Here is a 22,057-nt window from a genome sequence, read left to right on the forward strand (position 1 = left end):
TGTTAATGCGAGGGAATGCCCGCCACGACGATCTCCGTGAGCACAGAGTTGGCGATGAAGCATTCCTTATGGGCGAGGTGGTGCATGTCGGCAATCTGCTCAGGCGTCGGCTGCTTGTCGCCTGAGAATTCAATGGTCGGATCGAGAACCACTTTGGAGACGAAGAGCTTGCCGTTCTCGTTCTTCGTCATGATTCCGAGTGCCTTGTCCTCGTAACGGTCGATGACAAAACGCTTCTTGGCGGCGATCGACAGGAAGGTGAGCATGTGACAGCTTGAGATTGCTGCCACGAACGCCTCTTCCGGATCGACCGCATCCTCCCGCGAGAACGGCAACGGCACGACGGAGGGTGATGATGAACCGGGAACTTCGATGCCGCCATCGAAGGACCACGTATGACCGCGGCTGTAGCGGTTGTCGGAGAAGTTTTCCTCCGCACCCAGCGCCCAGCGGATCGTCGCCCTGTATTCGTGCGCCATGCCCGTGTTCTCTTTTTAGGAGATCGACTTCACGAATTCCTGGTACTGCTCTTCGGTCATGAGGCCGTCGAGCTCGCTCTGGTTCGTGAGGCGGATCTTCATGAACCAGCCGCGACCGGCCGGATCCTCGTTGACGGTGCCGGGGGAAGCTTCGAGTTCGCTGTTGACCTCGACGACTTCGCCGGAGACGGGTGCATAGACTTCGCTAGCCGCCTTCACGCTCTCGACGACGGCCGCCTCATCACCCTTCGACAGATTCTTGCCGACGCTGGGCAGCTCCACGAACACCACGTCACCGAGCTGGCCCTGGGCATAATCGGAGATGCCGACGATGCCGGCATCGCCCTCGACGCGGATGTATTCGTGATCCTTGGTGTAGCGCGTAGTCATGATGAATTCCCTCTTGATAGTGATGTCAGCGCTTGTAGCGGTGTGGAGCGAACGGCATGGCTGCGACCTTGGCCGGCAGCGGCTTGCCGCGAACGATGAGATGCAGGTCGGTGCCGACGGCGGAGACGTCTTTCGCAACGTAACCCATGGCGACAGGGCCGTTGACCGTGGGGCCAAAACCGCCGGAGGTCACGATGCCGACCTCGCGTCCGTCTGGCGTGGTGATGACGCTGCCCTCGCGGGCCGGAGCGCGGCCTTCCGGCTTGATGCCGACACGAACGCGCGCAGCACCGTCCTTGATCTCGCGCTGAACGCGCGCGGCACCAGGGAAGCCTCCCTCCTCGCGGCGGCGCTTCTGGATCGACCAGATCAGGCCGGCCTCGATGGGCGATGTGGTGGTGTCGATGTCGTGGCCGTAGAGGCAGAGGCCCGCTTCGAGGCGCAGCGAATCGCGTGCGCCGAGGCCGATGGCCTTCACTTCCGGATCGGCCAGCAGGGTGGTCCAGAGCTTTGCCGCATCCTCGCCCTTGCACGAAATCTCGAAACCGTCCTCGCCGGTGTAGCCGGAGCGCGACACATGGCACCAGATGCCGCCGATCTGCACATCGGCCGCCATCATGAAGGAGAGCGCGGCGGCTTCAGGCGAAAGCTTCGCCAGCACGGCTTCCGCGGAAGGCCCCTGCAAGGCCATCAGGCCGAGGTTGTCCTTGCGGTTCAGACTCACGCCCTTCGGCAGACGCGCCTGGATATGAGCGTAGTCCTGCTCCTTCATGGAGGCGTTGACGACGAGATAGAGCCAGCCCTCATGCCCCGAAGCGCCGACGCGGGTGACCATGAGGTCGTCGAGGATGCCGCCGTCATCGGCGAGTAGCTGCGAATAGCGCTGCTGGTTGGGCTTGAGGTTCACGACATCGGCGGGGATCAAGGCTTCCAGCGCCTTGGCCACGGTCTCGTGGCTCTTGTCCTCAGCGACCAGGAAAGCCTGGCCCATATGCGAGACATCGAACAGGCCCGCATGCTTACGGGTCCAGTTGTGCTCTGTGAGGATGCCGGTGGGGTATTGCACCGGCATGTCGAAGCCGGCGAACGGCACCATGCGGGCGCCAAGCGCCACATGCTCCGCGTGGAGCGGGGTTTTCAGGAGCGGCTCGTCGCTGTGCGCTGGCTCGGCCATCGGTTTCCCTCAAAGGTGCGCGTTTCATCGAGCCTTGCGGCCCGTTGCTCTGCGCCCCCTCTGTCCCGAGACCTGAGAGATTTCCCTCGGGGCAAAAGCCCCAGGTTACGCCCGTCGGTGGACGACGCTTTCACACGTCGTCGCTTTCCAGAGTGCCAGCTCCCGCGCGGTCCTTTGGCCTGAGCGTTTCCGGGGCGGTTGCGCCTTCGGCGCCGGACACTAAGGTCCGGACTCTTCCGCGGGGATCATCGGCTGGCCTAAGCTCTGAAGAGGAATTGGCCTCCTGTCAACAAAGCAAGCCGAGCCTGTTCACCCTTTAATTGACGCCACGCCCTCCAGGCTCCATCTTAGGGCCATCTGTCACAGAAGGGGAGAAGCGCGGCCTGATCCGGTCAGCAGCTCCACGCATCGTTGCTCGAACTGATCATCGCTCTCGCTCTCGTCGCCCTCAACGGCGTCTTCGCTCTTTCCGAACTTGCCATCGTGTCAGCCCGCCGGGCTCGCCTCAAGGCCATGGCCGAGCAGGGCCGTTCCGGCGCCAGCACGGCCCTGACTCTCATGGAGGATTCGGGCCGCTTCCTCTCCACGGTCCAGATCGGCATCACCCTGGTGGGCATCCTGGCCGGCGCCTTTTCGGGCGCGGCGCTGGGAGGCCGGCTGACGGATATCTTCTTAAGCCAGGGCATGCCCGAGGGTGCGGCCGAGCCTCTCGGTTACGGCATCGTCATCGGCATCATCACCTACCTGTCCATCGTGGTGGGCGAGCTTGTACCCAAGCAGCTGGCCCTGCGCCACCCGGAGGGCATTGCCTGCGCCATGGCCCCGATGATGCTGGTTGTCTCGAAGGTCGCAGCGCCAGCCGTCTGGCTTCTGAATGCCTCCACCACTCTGATCTTCAGCCTTTTCGGAACCAAGTCGGACGATTCCTCGACCGTCACCGAAGAGGAGATCAAGATGCTCGTCGGCGAGGCCGAGAGCGCCGGCGTAATCGAGGAGGAGGAGCGCCGCATGATCTCAGGCGTGCTTCGCCTCGGCGACCGGACCGTGCGCGGCCTCATGACGCCCCGGACAGACGTGGACTGGATCGATACCGAGGATAACGAGGAGACGATCCGCCAGTTGCTGATCGAGACGCCGCATTCGCGCCTACCGGTGAGCGAGGGCACCCCCGACAATGTGATCGGCGTCGTTCAGTCGCGGGAGCTTCTGGCCGCCATGCTGACCGGCCAGCCCCTCGAAATCCGCAAGCATCTGCAGCAGGCGCCGGTCATTCCGGACACGCTTTACGCTCTGGACGCTCTTGCGATCCTGCGGGACTCCGAGGTGCCCATGGCGGTCGTCCATGACGAGTACGGCCATTTTGAAGGGGTCGTGACCCCGGCCGATGCCCTGGAGGCCATCGTGGGCGCCTTCCGGTCCGACGGCGAGGCGCCGGAGCCCGACGCCGTCCGGCGCGAGGACGGCTCCTGGCTGCTCGCCGGCTCCATGCCGGTGGACGAGATGGCCGAGATCCTCGGCGTGACCCTGCCCGAGACCCGCAGCTATCACACGGTCGGCGGCCTGGTAATCAGCGAGTTGCAGCACCTGCCGGCCACAGGCGAACACGTGGAGACCCTCGGCTGGCGCTTCGAGGTGATCGACCTCGACGAGCGCCGGATCGACAAGGTGCTGGCCGCCCCGCTCAATCAGAGAGCGGGCGCGGCCGTTCTTTATTAAGTATCAGCCCCGCCGGCCTGTCGCCGCGCGGGTGCCGAGGCCGACCTCGATCTCGAAGTTATTGGCGGACGACGCCGGAACCACGATGCCCTCCTCGACGATCGAGACGGTCGTCTGGGTCTGGCCGGCCGGAATCGCGGCCGCCACCCGGCGGGAGCGGTTGGCGAAAACGGTCGAGCCATCCTTGACGACGATCTGGACAGGAACGTCATAGCGGCCCGCCGACCCGGCGTTGCCGAGGAGCGCCCGGGCCTCGACACCGACCCTCACGAGGGTGCCGCCATCCGGCTGGCCGACGCATTCGCGGGCCAAGTCGCCCAGGGAGATCTGGCTGCGGACAGAGCCGCCATCAACGCCTCCAGCCCGGATGACCGAACCGCCAGCCATGACATCGACCGTCGGGCAATAGACGTCGCGGGTCTCGGCCGCCTGAGGCGGCGTCTGGGTTGTCCCCGCCGTGAGCAGCATGTCGCCGACGCCGAAGCCGCCCTCGCCCGGCGCTCCGCAGCCAGCCAGGGCCGCAATCCCGAGCGAGACGAAGGCCCGTCCGGCCCAGCGGTTCAATCCCTTATCCATCATTGTCCCCCACCCTCTCTTCATTGTTTACGGAAGGGCATCGAATCCGGTCGCAAACCCGTTCAGCGACACGGGAATCCCAATCCCCTCCTCGGGCGTCTGGAAGACGATGAAGGTGGCCTGCTGGCCGGTCCTCATCTGGTTGATCAGGTTGTCCTCCATGACCACCTCGGCAACGCAGCCCGATGCCAGGCAGCGCACGAAGCCGGCGCGGCCAATATCCGTCTGGTCGATCTTCAGGCCCAGCCCCGAAGGCAGCAGAATACCCAAAGGCGCCACCACGCGCAGGAGGCGGCTTTTGCCGTCGGCGGTTTTCAACATGATAATCACGAGGGTGACGTTGGGGCGATCCTCTGCAACAACGTTCTGCACCAGGGCGCATTGCTCGGCGGTGGCGCCGGCCGGAGTCTCGCACCGCATCTGCCAGTCGCCGAAGGTGTTCTTGACCATGCCCTGAGCGCCTGCGCTGCTGGCGCCGAGCAGGGCTGCCAGCCCCAGGACAACTGCCGCGCCATGGCGAACCCATTGCGATGCGCCCATCGGTTTCTCCATTCCGTAAACCCTTTTGAAGGGTCGCGGCATGCGGCCGCTCCGATCCAAGTTTGGCCCGTTGGGACCATGCCAGGGGGCGTAATGTCAAGCGAGAGGGGCTATTTGGGGACCTGAAACGTTTTTTGGCGGTTATGACGCATAGTTTGGAACGCTTCTACCGTTGCGCTTCATTCCATCCTGTGGTCTTTGACGCAGATCAAAGGTGATGGCGCAAGCCGGGCGCCGAAATTCGCACGCCCGCGCCCTCCCCGATGCTTTCATGGCCCTGGGCCATCACATCTTTAGGAGCTTTGGAACACCGATGCGGATCGAGAATGCACGTCGATCGGTGACCGCCCTCTCCACGGCAGCGGTCGCACTTGTGTTGGGCATCAATGTGGCGTCGGCCGCCGCCGGGCAGCCCTCTCCCTGGGAAACCGGCATGCAGGAGATGGTGACCGAGCTGGGACAGAGCGTGTCCAGCTTCCACACTTACCTGGTCTGGCTGATCACAGCGATCTGCCTCTTCGTGCTGGCCCTGATCCTGGTGATCATCGTCCGGTTCAACGAGAACAAGAACCCGACCCCGTCGAGAACCACTCATAACACCCTTCTTGAGGTGGCTTGGACCATCGTCCCGGTCCTGATCCTTGTGGCGATTGCCATCCCGTCCTTTCGCCTGCTGCGCGAGCAGCTCGTGCCGCCTCAGGCGGACCTGGTGGTGAAGGCGACCGGCTATTCCTGGTACTGGGGCTACGAGTACCCGGCCGATCAAGGCGGCTTCAAGTTCGATTCGAACATGATTCCCGAGGACGGGAACCGGAAGCCCGACCAGCCGCGCCTGCTCGGCGCCGACAACGCGATGGTGGTGCCCGTGGGCAAGGTTGTGCGGGTCCAAGTGACCTCCGCCGACGTCCTGCACGCCTTTGCCATGCCGTCCTTCTACATCAAGGTCGACGCCGTTCCCGGACGCCTGAACGAGACCTGGTTCAAGGCCGAGAAGGAAGGCGTCTATTACGGCCAGTGCTCGGAGCTCTGCGGCAACGGCCATCCCTACATGCCGATCGAAATCCGCGTCGTGAGCGAGCAGCAATTTGCCGCTTGGCTAGCCGAGGCGAAGCAGCGTTATGCTTCTACGGACAGCTCCGCCCCGATCAAGTTCGCGACCGCTCAATAATCTGAAAAAAGGACCACAGAGGTCTCATCATGGCACATGCAGCTGATGCCGCTCACGCGGATCACCACGATCACCTTCCGAGCTTCTGGCGCCGGTGGTTCTATTCGACGAACCACAAGGACATCGGCACGCTCTACATGATCTTCGGCTTCACGGCGGGCATCGTCGGCGGCCTTCTCTCCATCGGCATGCGCCTGGAACTCCAGGAGCCCGGCCTTCAGTTCTTCTCGAACCCGCAGGCATTCAACGTCTTCGTGACCGGCCACGGCCTCATCATGGTGTTCTTCATGGTGATGCCCACGCTGATCGGCGGCTTCGGCAACTGGTTCATCCCGCTCATGATCGGCGCTCCCGACATGGCCTTCCCGCGGATGAACAACATCTCCTACTGGCTCACAGTCTCGGCCTTCGCCCTGATGCTCTGCTCGCTCTTCGTCGAGGGCGCTCCGGGCTCGCTCGGCTTCGGCGGCGGCTGGACCGTCTATCCGCCCCTCTCGACCGTCGGCCACCCTGGTCCGGCGCTCGACTTCGGCATCTTCGCCCTGCACCTCGCCGGTGCGGCGTCGATCCTGGGCGCGATCAACTTCATCACCACGATCCTCAACATGCGCGCCCCGGGCATGACGCTGCACAAGATGCCGCTCTTTGCCTGGGCCATGCTGGTGACCGCGTTCCTGCTGCTCCTGTCGCTGCCGGTTCTCGCGGGCGCGATCACGATGCTGCTCACCGACCGTAACTTCGGCACGACCTTCTTCGATCCGTCGGGCGGCGGCGATCCGGTGCTCTACCAGCACCTGTTCTGGTTCTTCGGCCACCCCGAAGTGTACATCATGATCCTGCCGGCCTTCGGCATCGTCAGCCACATCATCTCCACCTTCTCCAAGAAGCCGATCTTCGGCTATCTCGGCATGGCCTACGCCATGGTGGCGATCGGCGTGGTCGGCTTCGTCGTGTGGGCGCACCACATGTACACCGTCGGCCTATCGCTCCAGACCCAGGCCTACTTCGTGTTCGCCACCATGGTGATCGCGGTTCCCACGGGCGTGAAGATCTTCTCGTGGATCGCCACCATGTGGGGCGGTTCCATCCGCTTCACGGCGGCCATGCAATGGGCGGTGGGCTTCGTGTTCCTGTTCACGGTCGGCGGCGTCACCGGCGTCGTGCTGGCGAACGCTCCCGTCGACCGCTACATGCACGACACCTATTACGTGGTGGCTCACTTCCACTACGTGCTGTCTCTCGGCGCAGTTTTCGTGATCTTCGCCGGCATGTACTACTGGTTCCCGAAGATCACCGGCTACGTGATGCCCGAATGGATCGGAAAGCTGCACTTCTGGGTTGCCTTCATCGGCTCGAACATCCTGTTCTTCCCGATGCACTTCCTCGGGCTGTCCGGCATGCCGCGCCGCTATGCGGACTACCCGGACGCCTTCGCGGGCTGGAACATGGTGTCCTCCATCGGCGCCTATATCTTCTTCGCGGGCCTCTTCATCTTCATGTTCGGCGTGGTCTATGCCTTCATCCGCAAGGAAAAGGCTGCCGACAATCCGTGGGGTGAGGGTGCGACGACGCTGGAATGGACCCTGTCCTCCCCGCCTCCGTACCACCAGTTCGAGACCCTGCCCCGCGTCATCGACACGGGCCACTAGCATCGGACCCAAAAGTGGAACCCACTTTTGGGATTGATCCGATGCTTGATCTAAAAAGTAGTGCATCGTTGCACGCGGAAAACCGGATCCACTTTTCCGCACTATGCACTAAAACATTTGAGCTGGGCGGCTTTCACCGCCCGGCTCCTCCCCAGAGGGCTTGGGTTTCTTCAAGCCTTCCGGCGAGGAGCCGACCATCCGGAGGCCTTTTCGGCCTCGTCACGGCATTTCGGAATTTTGTGATGAGCACCATGTCGAACAGTCTGGCCGAAACCCAAGTCGAGAGCCTTGCCACGGCAGGCCTGTCGCAGGGCGACGTGTCCGACTTCTTCGCCCTGCTGAAGCCGCGGGTGATGTTTCTCGTCGTCTTCACGGCCCTGGTCGGCATGGTCGTGAGCCCATCGACCGTTCACCCGATCGTCGCCTTTGTGTCCCTCCTGATGATCGCCGTCGGCGGTGGTGCATCCGGGTGCCTGAACATGTGGTGGGATGCGGATATCGATGCGGTCATGACCCGCACGGCCAAGCGCCCGATTCCGGCCGGCAAGATTCAGCCCGGCGAGGCCCTGGCCTTCGGGATGACCCTCTCCGTCGGGTCGGTCATCATCTTGGGGCTCGTCAGCAACTGGCTCGCCGCGGGTCTCCTGGCCTTCACGATCTTCTTCTACGTGGTCGTCTATTCCATGTGGCTGAAGCGCACGACGCCGCAGAACATCGTCATTGGCGGTGCGGCGGGCGCCCTCCCCCCGGTGGTCGCGCAGGCGGCCGTCACGGGCCACGTGGCCCTGGACAGCATCGTGCTGTTCGCCATCATCTTCATGTGGACGCCTCCGCACTTCTGGGCTCTGGCTCTCGTGAAGTCGGGCGATTACCAGCGCGCCGGCATCCCCATGCTGCCGAACGTGGCAGGCCCCGACGCGACCCGCTTCCAGATCCTCGCCTACACGATCCTTCTGGCCCCGCTGGGCATAGCTCCGGTGGCCTTAGGGTTTGGCGGCTTGGCCTATGCCATCATCTCCCTCGTCGGCGGCTTCGGCATGCTGGCGCTGGCCCTGCAGGTCTATCGCCTGCGCCAAGGCGAGCCTGCCATGCGGGTGGCTCAGCAGCTCTTCGGCTTCTCGATCCTCTATCTCTTCCTGCTCTTCGCGACCCTGCTCGTGGAGCACGGCTTCGGCTTCTTCCGGCCGGTGTTCGGGTAACCCCATGGCGGATCGCAAACCATCCCAAAGCCTGACGCCCGAGGAACAGAAGCGCCGCCGCACGCGCTCGCTCGCCCTGGCGCTCACCCTCGGGGCCCTCGTGCTGCTGTTCTACGTGGTCACGATCGCGAAGCTGGGACCGGGCGTCCTGCAGCGCCCCATGTGAGGTTTGAGCATGGCTGAGAACCCGCACATCCAACGCAAGATGCACCGCACGGCCTTCGCCTGCGTCGGCCTCGTCGTGGGCATGGTCGGCTTGGCTTACGCGTCCGTTCCCCTCTACGACCTCTTCTGCAAGGTCACCGGCTTCGGCGGCACGCCCATCGCGGTCGACAGCAACGGCTCGCAGGTGCTCGGCCGGACGATCTCCGTGCGCTTCGACTCCAATGTGGCGCCCGGGCTGAACTGGCGCTTTGCGCCGGAAACCCCTGAGGTCAAGGTCAGGCTGGGCGAGACCACGACGGTTCTCTACAAGGTCACCAACAAGGGCGACAAACCGACGACGGGCATTGCCACCTACAACGTGCAGCCCGATCTCGCCGGCACCTACTTCTCCAAGCTCGAGTGCTTCTGCTTTACCGAGCAGACCCTGCAGCCGGGCGAAACTCTGGAATCCGCGGTCGTGTTCTACGTCGATCCCCGTCTGGCCGAGGATCGCGACGTGAAGGACATCTCATCCATCACCCTCTCCTACACCTACTTTCCCTCCAAGGGGGGCAAGCCGGTGGCGGAGGTGACATCATCCACCACACCCATCTCTCAATAAGACACGTGACAACTTAAGCGGAAACGTCTTAAAGCGAGTTCACCTTCGAGGCACGGAGACGACACGAAATGGCCGAGGCCCACGCCAAGAACCACGACTACCACATCCTTGAACCGAGCCCGTGGCCGCTCATCGGCGCGGTCAGCGCGTTCCTGCTGACCTCCGGGTTCGTCACTTGGTGGAAGGACATCCACATCGCCGGGATGGACCTCGGCCCCATCGTGTTCGGCGCAGGCATCATCGGCGTTCTCTACACGATGCTCGCCTGGTGGACCGACGTGGTGAAGGAGGCCAACACCGGGTCGCACACCCGCGTGGTCCAGCTTCACCACCGCTACGGCATGATGATGTTCATCGCCTCCGAGGTGATGTTCTTCGCCGCCTGGTTCTGGGCCTATTTCGATGCGGCCCTCTATGCCGGCGACCCGCAGCTCTACTCCCGAGTCGAGACGCTCGGCGGCGTTTGGCCTCCGAAGGGCATCGAGACCTTCGATCCCTGGCACTTGCCTCTTCTCAACACGTTGATCCTGCTCACCTCCGGCACCACGGTCACCTGGGCGCACCATGCGCTCCTGCACAACGACCGCCAGGGCCTGAAGATGGGCTTGTGGCTCACGGTGATCCTCGGCTTCGTCTTCACCTGCGTGCAGGCCTACGAGTATAGCCACGCGGCCTTCGGGTTTAGCGGCAACATCTACGGCGCCACCTTCTTCATGGCGACGGGCTTCCACGGCGCGCATGTGATCATCGGCACGATCTTCCTGGCCGTCTGCCTGCTGCGCGCCTATCGCGGCGACTTCACGCCTCAGCAGCATCTCGGTTTCGAGTTCGCCGCCTGGTACTGGCACTTCGTCGACGTGGTGTGGCTCTTCCTCTTCGCCGCCATCTATGTGTGGGGCTACGGCGGACACGCCGCCGGCGGCCACTAAGTCGCACGCCGAACGACAAATCAGCAGGGGCGGCTTCAAGGCCGCCCTTCGCATTTTCGGGGTCCCGTCACCATTTGTCGGTCACGCCCCACCGGCCGTTTTGGAGAAAAGCCGTGGCTCACGACCCGTCCGCCCCCTCGCCCATCACCACCGGCCTCAAGGGGCTATGCCCCCGCTGCGGCAAGGGGCATGTGTTCAAGGGTTTCCTGTCGGTTCAGCCGAGATGCGAGGTCTGCGGCCTCGACCTTGCATTCACCGACACCGGTGACGGCCCGGCATTCTTCGTTATGTCCTTTGTCGGCATCGTGGTGGTGGCCCTGGCGCTGTGGACCGAGTTCACCTACGAGCCGCCGATTTGGCTCCATCTCGTCATGTGGACGGTTCTCAGCATTGCCTTGAGCCTCGCCCTGGTGAGGCCGCTCAAAGGTGTTCTGATGAACCTGCAGTACCATCACAAGGCCGAGGAAGGGCGCTTCGAGAAGTGACCGCCTCCCGCCTGCACAAGGGCCGCTCCCTTATTCTTCCAGGCCTGGCAACCCTGGTGGCGCTGGCCATCCTGATCGGCCTCGGCACCTGGCAACTCCAGCGCAAGGCCTGGAAGGAGGACCTGATCGCGCAGATCGAGACCCGCGCCTATGGCGAGCCCGGCGCCATCCTGCCCGAGGCGGATTGGCCTACCTGGCGCGCCGATCAGGACGAGTTCCGGAAAGTGCGGGTGACCGGCACCTTCCTCCACGAATTCGAAACTCCGGTCTACGGCCTCGCCCGCGGTGAGCGGCAGGGAGCGCCGATCCAGGGCTATTACCTGATGACCCCGTTGAAGCTTGCCAACGGCGCCGTCGTGATGATCAACCGCGGCTTCGTGCCCACCGACCTGCGTGATCCGGCCAGCCGCCCCGAGAGCCAGCCTAGGGGTGAGGTCACGATCACCGGCCTCGTGCGGGCGCCGGAAGCCCGCAACTCCTTCACGCCCAACAATGATCCCGCCCGCGACCAATGGTTCACCCGCGACCCTCTGGCCTTGGCGGCGGCCCACAAGCTCGAGCGGGTTGCGCCCTTCCTGATCGACGCCGATGCGAGCCCGAATCCCGGTGGCTGGCCCCGGGGCGGACAGACACCGCTGACCCTGCCGAACAACCACCTTCAATACGTGATCACCTGGTACGGCATCGCCCTGACCCTGATCGGCGTCTTCACGGCCTTTGCCTGGCGGCGCTTGACCGAGCCCGACCCAGACGAGCTGAAATAGGACGTTTGTCATTTTAGCTGAGCGCAGCTATTCTAGCCGCATGTTCAAGCTTCTCATGACCGTAACCCATCTCACGATGTGCCATGCAGGGCGCACGGGAGAGGCTTTGCGCGTCTAAGTTAGCGTCGAGCATTCCTGACAAGCCCTGCGGAGACGAGCAGGGCTTCTTAAAGGTTCGGTTCGCCTCCGCCTTCATCCAGAGGAGAGCGACATGGACATTCAGCCGACAACTCATCCACTTAGTCCCGCTGATGACATCGTCATTCGGGCGGCGCGTCCCGCCGACTGCGAGGGTATCGCGGCGCTTGGGGACAATCCGGGCTATCGCTGGGGCACCTTGCGGCTGCCCTACCGGACGCCTGAAGCGATCCGGAAATGGATCGAGGGCACCGATCCGGCCAACAACATCAGCCTCGTGGTCGAGCAGTCCGGCCGGATCATCGGCAACGGCGGCTTCGAGCGGCACCAGGGGCGGCGCGCCCATGTGGGTTATCTCGGCATGGGCCTGCACGACGGTTTCCACGGCCGGAGGATCGGCTCGAGGCTGTTGCGCGAACTGATCACGATCGCCGATGACTGGATGAACCTGCGCCGGATCGAATTGACCGTCTATGTGGACAACGTGCCGGCCATCGCGCTCTACAAGCGCAACGGTTTCGAGATCGAGGGCACGCACAGGGATTTCGCCTTTCGGGGCGGCGCCTTCGCCGATGCCTATGCGATGGCCAGGATAAAACCCTGACACTGCGGCCGGTTGCGCCTTGCCGTGACCGGTCGCGGCACCTATTGTCCGGCCGAATTTCCAGGAGATCGACATTGCTCCATGTCTCGACCCGGGGAGAAGCCCCGGCGCTCGGTTTCACTGATGCCCTGCTGACCGGCCTCGCCCGGGATGGTGGGCTCTACCTGCCGGAATGCTGGCCGACACTGACGGCCGAGACAATCCGGGGCTTTGCCGGCAAGCCTTACGCCGAGGTGGCCAAAGCCGTGCTCGGGCCTCTGGTCGACGGCGATATTCCGGAAGCGGCACTGTCGCGCATGATCGATGAGTCTTATGCCTCGTTCCGTCACGCGGCCGTGTGCCCGCTGACCCAGCTCGGCGACAACCTGTTCGTGCTCGAACTCTTCCACGGCCCCACGCTCGCGTTCAAGGACGTGGCCATGCAGCTGCTCGGACGGCTCATGGACCACGTGCTGAAAGCACGCAGGGCCCGCGCCACCATCGTGGGCGCCACCTCGGGCGATACGGGCAGCGCGGCGGTCGAGGCCTTCAAGGGCCTCGATCAGGTCGACATCTTCATTCTCTATCCGCATGGCCGCGTGTCGGACGTGCAGCGCCGGCAGATGACCACGGTCGCCTCGCCCAATGTCCATGCGCTGGCGGTGGAAGGCACCTTCGACGATTGCCAGACTATGGTGAAGGGCATGTTCAACCATGCCCGCTTCCGCGACGAGCTGCAGCTCTCGGGCGTCAACTCCATCAACTGGGCGCGTGTGACGGCTCAAGCCGTCTACTACTTCACCGCTGCGGTTGCCCTGGGTGCCCCTCACCGCCCGGTCTCGTTCTCCGTGCCCACGGGCAATTTCGGCGACATCCTCGCCGGTTGGGTGGCCAAGCGCATGGGGCTGCCCATCGAGCGGCTGATGATCGGCACCAACGCCAACGACATCCTGGCCCGCACGCTGGGCACAGGAAGCTATGAGATGAAGGGCGTGCATCCCACGACCTCGCCGTCGATGGACATCCAGATCTCGTCCAACTTCGAGCGCCTGCTGTTCGAAGCCTACGGCCGTGACGGCGAGGCGGTCCGCCGCCTCATGGCGAGCCTCCACCAGTCCCGCGCCTTCCTGATCGACGCGGAGCCAATGGCCCGCATCCGCGAGGAATTCTCGGCGGAAGCCGTGAACGAAGACAACGTCATGGCGGAAATGGCCGAGACCTATCGCAGCACCGGCTACGTGCTCGACCCGCACAGCGCCGTCGGCACCCGCGCCGGCCGCGCCCTGTTGAAGCAGAATCCCGAAACGCCCGTCGTGGCCCTCTCCACCGCCCACCCGGCAAAATTCCCGGACGCGGTCGAGCGCGCCACGGGCGTGCGCCCCGCACTTCCGCCGCACATGGCGGATCTGATGGAGCGCAAGGAGAGCTTCACCGTTCTTCCCAACGACCAAGCTGCGGTCGAGCGCTTCATCCGTGAGCGCGCGCGGGCGGTCAAAGGCGCTGCCGCATGAACCAGCATTTCGTCCGCGAAAAGCGGATCGACATCACCACCCTGCCCAACGGCCTCATGGTCGCCACCGAGCGGATGCCCGAGATCGCCACCGCGACGCTCGGCGTCTGGGTCGGCACCGGCTCGCGCCACGAAGAGCCGCAGGAGCACGGCCTGTCGCATCTCATCGAGCACATGGCGTTCAAAGGCACGGCGCGCCGCTCCGCCCGCCAGATCGCCGAGGACATCGAGAATGTGGGCGGCGACATCAATGCCGCGACCAGCGTCGAATACACGAGCTACACAGCCCGCGTTCTCGGCGAGAACGTGGACGTCGCCCTCGACGTGCTCGGCGACATCCTCATCCACTCGGCTTTTGATGCAGGCGAGCTCGCCCGCGAGAAGGGAGTGATCCTTCAGGAATACGCTGCCGTCGAGGACACGCCGGACGACCTGATCTACGACGCCTTCATGGAAACCGCCTTCGCAGGCCAAGCCGTCGGCCGCCCGATCCTAGGCACGCCGGAAACCATCAAGAGCTTCGACGAGGCGACGATCCGCGCCTTCCTGACGCGGGAATACACGCCCGGCAAGATGGTGCTGGCCGCCGCCGGCGACGTGGAGCATGCCCAGATCGTCGATCTGGCCGAGCGCCTGTTCGGCGCCATGCCAGCCGTCGAGGCGCGCCAGCCGGAGGCGGGCCGCTATACGGGCGGCGAGCGGCGCATCTCCCGCAAGCTTGAGCAGGCCAATCTTGTGCTCGGCCTGCCGGGGCTCTCGTTCAAGGACCCAAACTATTACGCCGCCCATCTCTTCGCCCATATGCTCGGCGGCGGCCTGACCTCTCGGCTCTGGCACGAGGTGCGCGAGACCCGCGGCCTCGCCTATTCCATCGATTCCTTCCACTGGCCCTTCTCCGATTGCGGCCTTTTCGGAATCGGGGCTGGAACGGCAGGATCGGACGTGCGCGAGCTGATGGACGTGACGCTCGCCTGCATGGTCCAGGCGACGGGGGACATCAGCGAGATCGAGCTGATCCGCGCCAAGGCCCAGATGAAGGTGGCCCTGCTCACCGCCCTGGAGACTCCCGGCGGCCGGATCGAGCGGGTGGCCCGCCAGCTCCTGTCCTGGGGCCGGGTGGTCGGCAGCGATGAGATCGTCCGCAAGGTCGATGCCCTTGAGGTAGAGCATGTGCGAGAGGCAGGCCGCTCGCTGCTGCAGGGCACACCCACCATGGCGGCCATCGGGCCGATCAAGGCGCTGCCGTCTCTGGAGAGCATCGCCCAGAGGCTGCGTGGCTGATTTTTCTGCCGCGCCTGCCTTTAGGTCATGCTTGATTCTCCTCAATGCCGCCGCAAACGGGCCTCATGGCGCGTGATAACAATAACAACTGAGTCCTGCGGACAAGTGGGGGCCTTTGCAGGCTCCGCCTTGCTCTCAAGCCTCCTGACCGGTACCAATTCCCTTCCACTGTCTTAGTACCGGACGAAAGACCGAAGCATTGCGGATCGTATCTTTCGCCATAACCCTTCTTTTGGCGACATTCCTGGGGCTCGCCTGGCCGACTGCCGGCTGGGCCGTGGAATCCGTGCGCGTCGACCCCAAGATGAAGGCCATCGACCTCACCCCGGCCATCGAGCGCTACAACTCGGACGGGGACGAGATCCGCATTTCCACGGCGCCCGGGCGCGACGGCATCGTTCGCCGTATCGCCGTGAAGGCGCGCGAGTCCGGCACCCGGCCGGACTGGATGGTCTTCGCGCTCACCAACGACACCGACGAACAGATCGAACGCCTCCTGGTCGCCCCGCATTTCCGGCTCACCGGCTCCGGCGTGATCTGGCCCGATCTCGGCGCCACCCGCATCGCGGCGATCACGGCGAGCCAGGGCATCCGGCCCGAACGCGACGACAGCGAAGACGCCGATCTTTTCCTCATCACCCTCGATCCCGGCACGACCGTGACCTTCGTGGCGGAGCTGCGCTCGGACAACCTGCCCCAAGTCCACCTGTGGGACGCGGATGCCTACAAGGACCGGGTCAACGGCCTGACCCTCTACAAGGGCATCATCATCGGCATCGCGGGCCTGCTCGCCCTGTTCCTCACCATCGTGTTCGTGGTGAAGGGCGCCCTGATCTTCCCGGCGGCAGCCGCGCTTGCCTGGGCGGTGCTGGCCTATGCCTGCATCGATTTCGGCTTCTTCCAGCGGGTCTTCCCGATCACGGAAGCCACGGAGCAGATCTACCGCGCCGGTGCCGAGGCGGTGCTCGCCGCAACGCTTCTCGTCTTCCTCTTCGCCTATCTCAACCTCAACCGCTGGCACGTGCGCTACAGCCACGTCACGGCGTTCTGGCTCCTGTTCCTCGGGGGATTGATGGCGCTCGCCATCGTCGATCCTCCCATGGCCTCTGGCGTGGCCCGCATGTCGATTGCTGCGGTCGCCGGCATCGGCTTCGTTCTCGTGATCCATCTGGCGACCCACGGCTACGACCGCGCCGTGATGCTTGTCCCCACTTGGCTGCTCCTGGTGGCCTGGGTGACAGCGGCGAGCTTCACCGTCGTGGGACAGCTCTCCTCCGATCTCGTGCCCCCGGCCCTCGTCGGCGGCCTTGTCCTGGTGGTCATGCTGATCGGCTTCACGGTCATGCAGCATGCCTTCGCCGGCGGCGGCTTTGCGCGCGGCTTCGTCAACGACACGGAACGCCGGGCCTTGGCGCTGACGGGCGCAGGCGACATCGTGTTCGACTGGGACGTGGTCTCGGACAACATCTTCGTCAGCCCCGAGGTCGAGCATCAGCTCGGGCTCAAGCGCGGCTCGCTGGAAGGCCCCGCCTCGGCCTGGCTCGACCTCATCCATCCCTTCGACAAGGACCGCTACCGGCTCGGCCTCGACGCGGTCATCGAGCAGCGCCGCGGTCGCCTGACCCAGGATTTCCGTCTGCGCTCGTCGACCGGGGCGCATAACTGGTTCCGCCTCCGAGCCCGCCCGGTGATCGGTTCGGATGGCGAAGTGCTGCGCATCGTTGGCACGCTCGCGGATGTCATGGATAGCAAGACCGCTGAGGAGCGCCTGCTGCACGACGCCGTCCACGACAACCTGACCAGCCTGCCGAACCGGCAGCTCTTCTATGATCGTCTCGAAGCGGCTCTCACCTATGCGAGCCAGGACGATGCCTTACGCCCAACCGTCGTGGTCATCGACATCGACAAGCTGAAGGACGCCAATGCCAGTGCCGGCTATGCGGCCGGCGACTCGATCCTGCTGACCCTGTCGCGGCGCCTGAGCCGCCTGCTGAAGCCCCAGGACACCCTGGCACGCATTTCGGGTGACGAGTTCGCGATCATCCTGCTGTCTGAGCGGGAAACCGACCGCATCATCTCGTTTGCCGACATGGTTCGGCGCGTGGTGACGACGCCGTTCACCTATTCCGAGCGGGAATTCTTCCTCACCGCTTCCATCGGCATCGCGCTGCACGATCCGCAGATCGCCGCGCGGCGCGAGGAGGTTTTGCGCAACGCCGAGATCGCCATGGCGCACGCACGGCGCAACGGCGGCGACCGGATCGAGGTGTTTCGGCCCACCATGCGCTCCGACCGCAGCGATCACTTCACCATGGAAACCGACCTTCGCCACGCCCTCGACCGGGGCGAGATGAAGGTGCTGTTCAAGCCGATCGTGCGCCTGGAAGACCGGACCATTGCGGGCTTCGAGTCGATGCTGCGCTGGGATCATCCGCGGCTCGGCCGCGTCGGTCCTGAGGACTTCATGTCCATTGCCGAGGATACGGGTCTCATCGTCAAGCTGAGCGTGTTCCTGCTGGAGCAGACGGGCCGCGAGCTCGCTGCATGGCAGAACGCCCTCGAGGTCGAGCCGCCGATTTTCGCCAGCGTGAACATGTCGAGCCACCACCTGCTGCGGCACGACCTGCTGCAGGATGTGAAGACGGTGATCGCCCGCTCTGGCGTCATTCCCGGCACGCTCAAGATCGAGATGACGGAAAGTCTCGTGATGGAGAACCCGGAATACTCGGCCCAGATGCTCTCGCGCCTGCGCGATTTGGGCGCCGGCCTGTCGCTCGACGATTTCGGAACGGGCTATTCCGCCCTCGCCTACCTGCAGCGCTTCCCGTTCGACACGATCAAAGTGGACGAGTCCTTCGTGCGCCAGATGGCGGGCGGCAGGCCGGTCATCCTGCGATCCATCGTCAAGATGGCGCACGAGCTCGGCATGGAAATCGTGGCGGAAGGCGCGGAGAGTGAGTCCGAGGCAATCGAGCTCTATCAGCTCGGCTGCGAATATGCGCAGGGACCCGTGTTCGGCGAGCCGATGTCGACGCTCCAGGCGCGCCAGCTCTTGGGAGCTGCCCCGGCGGCCGCCTGATGCTGATCAGGCGTGGCCGGCTTCCATGGACAGCATAGCGGGCTCGATGCCGATCCGGCGCAGGGCCATCTCGTAGCGCACGTCCGCAGCCGTGTTGAAGACGATTTCCGCATCGGCCGGCGTGTTGAGCCAGCCATTGGCCTGCAGCTCCATCTCCAGTTGGCCAGCGCCCCAGCCGGCATAGCCGAGGGCCAGCACCGCGTTCTCAGGCCCGCGGCCGGCCGCGATGGCGCGCAGGATGTCGATGGTGGCTGTCAGGCAGATGCCGTCGTCGATAGGCAGGGTCGACTGGGAGAGGTGGAAATCCGGCGAATGGAGAACGAAGCCGCGGCTCGTCTCCACAGGGCCGCCCATGAGCACCTGCATATTCCCCACCTTCTGCGGCAGACGGATGCGCTCCGCCTCGGGCACGATCTCGAGCTGAACCAACAGATCCGGCATTGTCACGTTGGCGGCAGGCCGGTTGAGGATGATACCCATCGCGCCCTCGGTCGAATGGGCGCAGATGAAGATGACGGCCCGGGCGAAGCGTTCGTCCATCATCCCTGGCATCGCCACGAGAAGCTGCCCGTCGAGGTAGGTTGATTCGGTGCCGTATGATGAAAGGTGAGAGCCCATATCCTACAATCTGCCTTGCCGAGCTTGCCAGCCCGATCACAGGATCGTGGATGGCAGACCCGAGAATAAACGCATAAGGGAAGTGCCTCAGGGAGGCGTCAGTTCCATGGTATCCATGTTCCGCGCCGCTTCGGTTGCGTTTTTTTGTGTATTGTCCTTTGCCGCAGCCATCGCGCAACCCGTCAAGCCTTCCGCTACCACTCAAGGGTTCCATTCCCGTGCCCGCCTGATCGGTGGAGGGCAGCAGGGAGAGCATTGGCTCGCCGGAGTCGAGATCACCCTCGACCAGGGGTTCAAGACCTACTGGCGCACACCAGGCGATTCCGGCCTGCCGCCCCGGTTCGACTGGTCGGGATCGGAGAACGTGGCCAGCACCGAGATCCGATGGCCTGCCCCCAAGCGGCATGAGGATGCGGCAGGGGTCGCCTATGTCTACGGCAAACAGGCCGTGATCCCGATCCTCGTGAAGCCCAAGGATCCGGCAAAGCCCGTCAGGCTCGCTCTGGCGCTGGAATACGGGGTCTGCAAGGACATTTGCATCCCAGCCAATGCGGACCTGTCCCTTGACCTCAACGGGGCCGATTCCGAGCGCAATGCCATCGAGGCGGCCCTGGTGAAGGTTCCGCTCCCTCAAGCACTTGCAGCTCCGGCCGACCTGTCGATCCTGTCCGTCGCCCCCCTCGCCGGGGACAAGCCGGCCTTCACGGTGACTATCCGGGCGCCAGTCGGCACGAAGCCCGCCCTCTTCCCTGAGGGGCCGGAGAACTGGTTCTTTTCCGCCTCTCATCCGGTCGATGGGGATCACTTCATCCTCACGGTAGAGGAGAAGCCGAAGGACGCATCAGGTCCCGTTTCCTTACGCCTGACGCTGGTCGCCGGCGACAAGGCCATCGAGACGGAAGTCAGCCTCGACGCGAGCGACCTGCCGCGCTAGGGATAAAGCATTCAACAGTATAGCTTTGGAGAACCTGCCCATGCCCATTCAGGTCGGCGAACGCCTGCCCCAGGTTACCTTCCGCGTCATGACGTCCGATGGACCCGTGGCGAAGACCACGGACGACCTTTTCAAGGGTCGCAAGGTGGTTCTCGTCGCCGTCCCCGGCGCCTTCACGCCCACCTGCCACCGCAATCACCTGCCCGGCTACGTGCAGAAGAAGAACGAGATCATGGCCAAGGGCGTCGATGCGATCCTCGTGACCTCGGTCAACGACGTGTTCGTTCTCGAAGCCTGGGGCAAGGCCTCGGAGGCCGAAGGCATCGAGTTCCTGTCCGACGGCAATGCGGATTTCGCCAAGGCCATCGGCCTGTCCATGGACGGTGCGGGCTTCGGCCTCGGCACCCGCTCGCAGCGCTATTCCATGGTCGTCGACGATGGCGTGGTGCAGGCCCTGAACGTGGAGGATGCCCCCTCCAAGGCGCAACATTCCGGCGCCGAGAACCTCCTGAAGGATCTTTGAAAGGTCTACCTCCTTCGTCATCACCGGCCTTGTGCCGGTGATCCCGCTCAAGGAGGGCAGCATTTCAAACAATCGAGATGGCCGGGACAAGCCCGGCCATGACATCCACGGTTAGCGCCGAAACGTTAAGCGCTGGCCCTCCGCCCCTGCTTCTTGAATGGCTGCATTGCAGCAACCGCCAACTCGTCGACGCGGATATTGATCGGGTCGTCCGCGTGGCCTTTCACCCAGTGCCAGGCGACATCGTGGCGGGCAGCCGCCTCGTCCAGCTGCCGCCAGAGATCCTCGTTCTTCACCGGCTTGTTGTCGGCCGTACGCCAGCCGCGCCGCTTCCAGTTGTGCATCCACTGCGTGATGCCCTGGCGTACATATTGGGAATCCGTGAACAGATCGACCGCGCAAGGGCGCTTGAGGGCATTCAGCCCCTCGATGGCGGCCCTGATTTCCATGCGGTTGTTGGTGGTGTGAGGCTCCCCGCCGGAAACCTCCTTCTCGCTCCCATTAAAGAACAGGATCGCGCCCCAGCCCCCCGGCCCGGGATTTCCCGAGCAGGCGCCGTCGGTGTAGATCATTACGCGCTTGGTATCACTCATGCTTCAAGTCCGTATTCGCGCGCATGCTTCACGTGGCGGTGGAAATTGAGCTTGCGGTCGTATTCCAGCGGATCCTTGGGCTTCACCAGCGCGCCCGGCGGCACGTTGAGCCAGTCGACGAGCCGGGTCAGCATGAAGCGCATGGCCGAGCCCCGGCAGAGGATCGGCAGCGCCTCGACCTCTTCCGCATTGAGGCGACGAACGGCCTGATAGCCCGCCAGCATCGCCTGGCCCTTGGTGAGGTTGAACGAGCCGTCGATCTCGAAGCACCAGGCATTGAGGCAGATGGCCACGTCGTAGGCGAAGGCATCCGTGCAGGCGAAATAGAAGTCGATCAGCCCTGACACCTCGGAGCCGATGAAGAATACGTTGTCGGTGAAGAGATCCGCATGGATGATGCCGCTTGGCAGGCCGCGCGGCCAGGAAGCTTCCAGGCTTGCGAGCTCTCGCCGCGTCCGCTCGGCAAGACCTGTGGACACGGTGTCGGCCTGGGCCTCGGCCTGGGCGAAGAGCGGCGCCCAGGCTTCGAGCGTGAGCGCATTGGGCCGATGGCCGTCAAAGTCCTGGCCGGCCAGATGCAGCTTTGCCAAGGCGCCACCAAGGGCTCCGCAATGCTGGGCCGTCGGACGGCGGACCGCGATGCCTTCGAGAAACGTGATGATGACGGCGGGCCGCCCGGAGACACGGCCCAGGGGCTCACCCTTGCGGTTATTGACCGGCAACGGACAGTTCAGCCCCTTTTGCGCCAGATGCTGCATGAGGCCGAGGAAGAAGGGCAGATCGGCCTCTCGCACCCGCTTCTCGTAGAGGGTCAGAATGTAGGAGCCCTGGGTGGTGTGGAGGAAATAGTTGGTGTTCTCCACGCCCTCGGCGATGCCCTTGTAGGAGAGCACCGTGCCGATATCGTAGGTATCGAGAAACGCCGAGAGCTCCTCGTCGCTGACTTCCGTATAGACCGCCACT

23 protein-coding genes and 1 riboswitch are annotated in these 22,057 nt (G+C 64.2%); of the genes, 15 read left to right on the forward strand and 8 right to left on the reverse strand.

Translation table 11 applies throughout. The annotated features are described in order from the left end of the window. Positions 1–2 precede the first annotated feature (2 nt). From I2H36_RS05565 to gcvT, 3 genes are read right to left on the reverse strand one after another with little or no spacing between them, the layout of a single operon-like run. Positions 3–479, reverse strand: a complete 477-nt coding sequence (locus I2H36_RS05565; protein ID WP_196262872.1) for an OsmC family protein — start codon at positions 477–479, stop codon at positions 3–5. Between the two features lie 15 nt (positions 480–494). Beyond that, a complete protein-coding gene (gene gcvH / locus I2H36_RS05570) occupies positions 495–869 on the reverse strand; it encodes a glycine cleavage system protein GcvH (RefSeq protein WP_196262873.1) in 375 nt (124 codons plus the stop codon). 25 nt (positions 870–894) lie between these two features. Continuing rightward, positions 895–2,043: a glycine cleavage system aminomethyltransferase GcvT gene (gene gcvT, locus I2H36_RS05575; protein ID WP_196262874.1), complete on the reverse strand. Its 1,149-nt coding sequence runs from the start codon at positions 2,041–2,043 to the stop codon at positions 895–897. A 157-nt stretch (positions 2,044–2,200) separates the two neighbouring features. Then, positions 2,201–2,292: riboswitch (glycine riboswitch) on the reverse strand. 162 nt (positions 2,293–2,454) lie between these two features. Between gcvT and I2H36_RS05580 the strand changes: the two genes are divergently transcribed. Then, complete coding sequence (locus I2H36_RS05580) at positions 2,455–3,759, forward strand: hemolysin family protein (RefSeq protein WP_196262875.1); 1,305 nt, start codon at positions 2,455–2,457, stop codon at positions 3,757–3,759. A 3-nt stretch (positions 3,760–3,762) separates the two neighbouring features. On the opposite strand, the gene I2H36_RS05585 is transcribed toward I2H36_RS05580, so the two are convergent. Together I2H36_RS05585 and I2H36_RS05590 are read right to left on the reverse strand one after the other, a co-directional pair. After that, the gene (locus I2H36_RS05585; protein WP_196262876.1) at positions 3,763–4,323 is read right to left on the reverse strand and encodes a hypothetical protein; all 561 of its coding nucleotides are present in this window, start codon (positions 4,321–4,323) and stop codon (positions 3,763–3,765) included. Between the two features lie 39 nt (positions 4,324–4,362). Next, a complete protein-coding gene (locus I2H36_RS05590) occupies positions 4,363–4,875 on the reverse strand; it encodes an invasion associated locus B family protein (protein WP_196262877.1) in 513 nt (170 codons plus the stop codon). 313 nt (positions 4,876–5,188) lie between these two features. On the opposite strand from I2H36_RS05590, the gene coxB reads away from it, so the two are divergent. The 12 genes from coxB (at position 5,189) to I2H36_RS05650 (ending at position 18,426) form a co-directional block, all read left to right on the forward strand. Next, positions 5,189–6,043: a cytochrome c oxidase subunit II gene (gene coxB, locus I2H36_RS05595; RefSeq protein WP_196262878.1), complete on the forward strand. Its 855-nt coding sequence runs from the start codon at positions 5,189–5,191 to the stop codon at positions 6,041–6,043. A 29-nt stretch (positions 6,044–6,072) separates the two neighbouring features. Beyond that, positions 6,073–7,692 (forward strand): cytochrome c oxidase subunit I, encoded by a 1,620-nt coding sequence (gene ctaD / locus I2H36_RS05600; protein ID WP_196262879.1) that lies wholly within the window; start codon positions 6,073–6,075, stop codon positions 7,690–7,692. A 242-nt stretch (positions 7,693–7,934) separates the two neighbouring features. Then, complete coding sequence (locus I2H36_RS05605; protein WP_196262880.1) at positions 7,935–8,891, forward strand: heme o synthase; 957 nt, start codon at positions 7,935–7,937, stop codon at positions 8,889–8,891. A 4-nt stretch (positions 8,892–8,895) separates the two neighbouring features. Further along, positions 8,896–9,057 carry a hypothetical protein gene (locus I2H36_RS05610; protein WP_196262881.1) on the forward strand — a complete coding sequence of 54 codons (162 nt, stop codon included), beginning with the start codon at positions 8,896–8,898 and terminating at the stop codon, positions 9,055–9,057. Between the two features lie 9 nt (positions 9,058–9,066). Then, the gene (locus I2H36_RS05615) at positions 9,067–9,657 is read left to right on the forward strand and encodes a cytochrome c oxidase assembly protein (protein WP_196262882.1); all 591 of its coding nucleotides are present in this window, start codon (positions 9,067–9,069) and stop codon (positions 9,655–9,657) included. Between the two features lie 68 nt (positions 9,658–9,725). Beyond that, positions 9,726–10,586 carry a cytochrome c oxidase subunit 3 gene (locus I2H36_RS05620; protein ID WP_196262883.1) on the forward strand — a complete coding sequence of 287 codons (861 nt, stop codon included), beginning with the start codon at positions 9,726–9,728 and terminating at the stop codon, positions 10,584–10,586. 113 nt (positions 10,587–10,699) lie between these two features. Further along, positions 10,700–11,071 (forward strand): DUF983 domain-containing protein, encoded by a 372-nt coding sequence (locus I2H36_RS05625; protein WP_196262884.1) that lies wholly within the window; start codon positions 10,700–10,702, stop codon positions 11,069–11,071. Beyond that, the gene (locus I2H36_RS05630; protein ID WP_196262885.1) at positions 11,068–11,835 is read left to right on the forward strand and encodes an SURF1 family cytochrome oxidase biogenesis protein; all 768 of its coding nucleotides are present in this window, start codon (positions 11,068–11,070) and stop codon (positions 11,833–11,835) included. Before I2H36_RS05625 ends, I2H36_RS05630 begins: the two co-directional genes overlap by 4 nt. A gap of 211 nt (positions 11,836–12,046) precedes the next feature. After that, complete coding sequence (locus I2H36_RS05635) at positions 12,047–12,577, forward strand: GNAT family N-acetyltransferase (RefSeq protein WP_196262886.1); 531 nt, start codon at positions 12,047–12,049, stop codon at positions 12,575–12,577. A gap of 74 nt (positions 12,578–12,651) precedes the next feature. Then, positions 12,652–14,067, forward strand: a complete 1,416-nt coding sequence (gene thrC / locus I2H36_RS05640) for a threonine synthase (protein ID WP_196262887.1) — start codon at positions 12,652–12,654, stop codon at positions 14,065–14,067. Next, positions 14,064–15,347, forward strand: a complete 1,284-nt coding sequence (locus I2H36_RS05645) for a M16 family metallopeptidase (RefSeq protein WP_196262888.1) — start codon at positions 14,064–14,066, stop codon at positions 15,345–15,347. Before thrC ends, I2H36_RS05645 begins: the two co-directional genes overlap by 4 nt. Before the next feature lie 199 nt (positions 15,348–15,546). Further along, positions 15,547–18,426 (forward strand): EAL domain-containing protein, encoded by a 2,880-nt coding sequence (locus I2H36_RS05650; RefSeq protein ID WP_196262889.1) that lies wholly within the window; start codon positions 15,547–15,549, stop codon positions 18,424–18,426. Between the two features lie 6 nt (positions 18,427–18,432). Here the strand turns inward: I2H36_RS05650 and I2H36_RS05655 are convergent, their stop codons facing one another. After that, positions 18,433–19,044, reverse strand: a complete 612-nt coding sequence (locus tag I2H36_RS05655) for a YqgE/AlgH family protein (RefSeq protein ID WP_196262890.1) — start codon at positions 19,042–19,044, stop codon at positions 18,433–18,435. Positions 19,045–19,150: 106 nt separating this feature from the next. On the opposite strand from I2H36_RS05655, the gene I2H36_RS05660 reads away from it, so the two are divergent. Then, positions 19,151–19,978: a protein-disulfide reductase DsbD domain-containing protein gene (locus I2H36_RS05660; RefSeq protein ID WP_196262891.1), complete on the forward strand. Its 828-nt coding sequence runs from the start codon at positions 19,151–19,153 to the stop codon at positions 19,976–19,978. 40 nt (positions 19,979–20,018) lie between these two features. Further along, complete coding sequence (locus I2H36_RS05665) at positions 20,019–20,501, forward strand: peroxiredoxin (RefSeq protein ID WP_196262892.1); 483 nt, start codon at positions 20,019–20,021, stop codon at positions 20,499–20,501. Positions 20,502–20,626: 125 nt separating this feature from the next. Here the strand turns inward: I2H36_RS05665 and rnhA are convergent, their stop codons facing one another. Both rnhA and I2H36_RS05675 read right to left on the reverse strand, forming a co-directional pair. Beyond that, a complete protein-coding gene (gene rnhA / locus I2H36_RS05670) occupies positions 20,627–21,094 on the reverse strand; it encodes a ribonuclease HI (protein WP_196262893.1) in 468 nt (155 codons plus the stop codon). Then, entirely contained in the window at positions 21,091–22,056 is a 966-nt protein-coding gene (locus I2H36_RS05675) for a homoserine kinase (protein ID WP_196262894.1), read from the reverse strand. The genes rnhA and I2H36_RS05675 overlap by 4 nt, the downstream gene beginning before the upstream one ends. Between the last annotated feature and the right edge of the window lies 1 nt (position 22,057).

Source organism: Microvirga terrestris (assembly GCF_015694425.1).
Taxonomy (GTDB): Bacteria; Pseudomonadota; Alphaproteobacteria; order Rhizobiales; family Beijerinckiaceae; genus Microvirga; species Microvirga terrestris.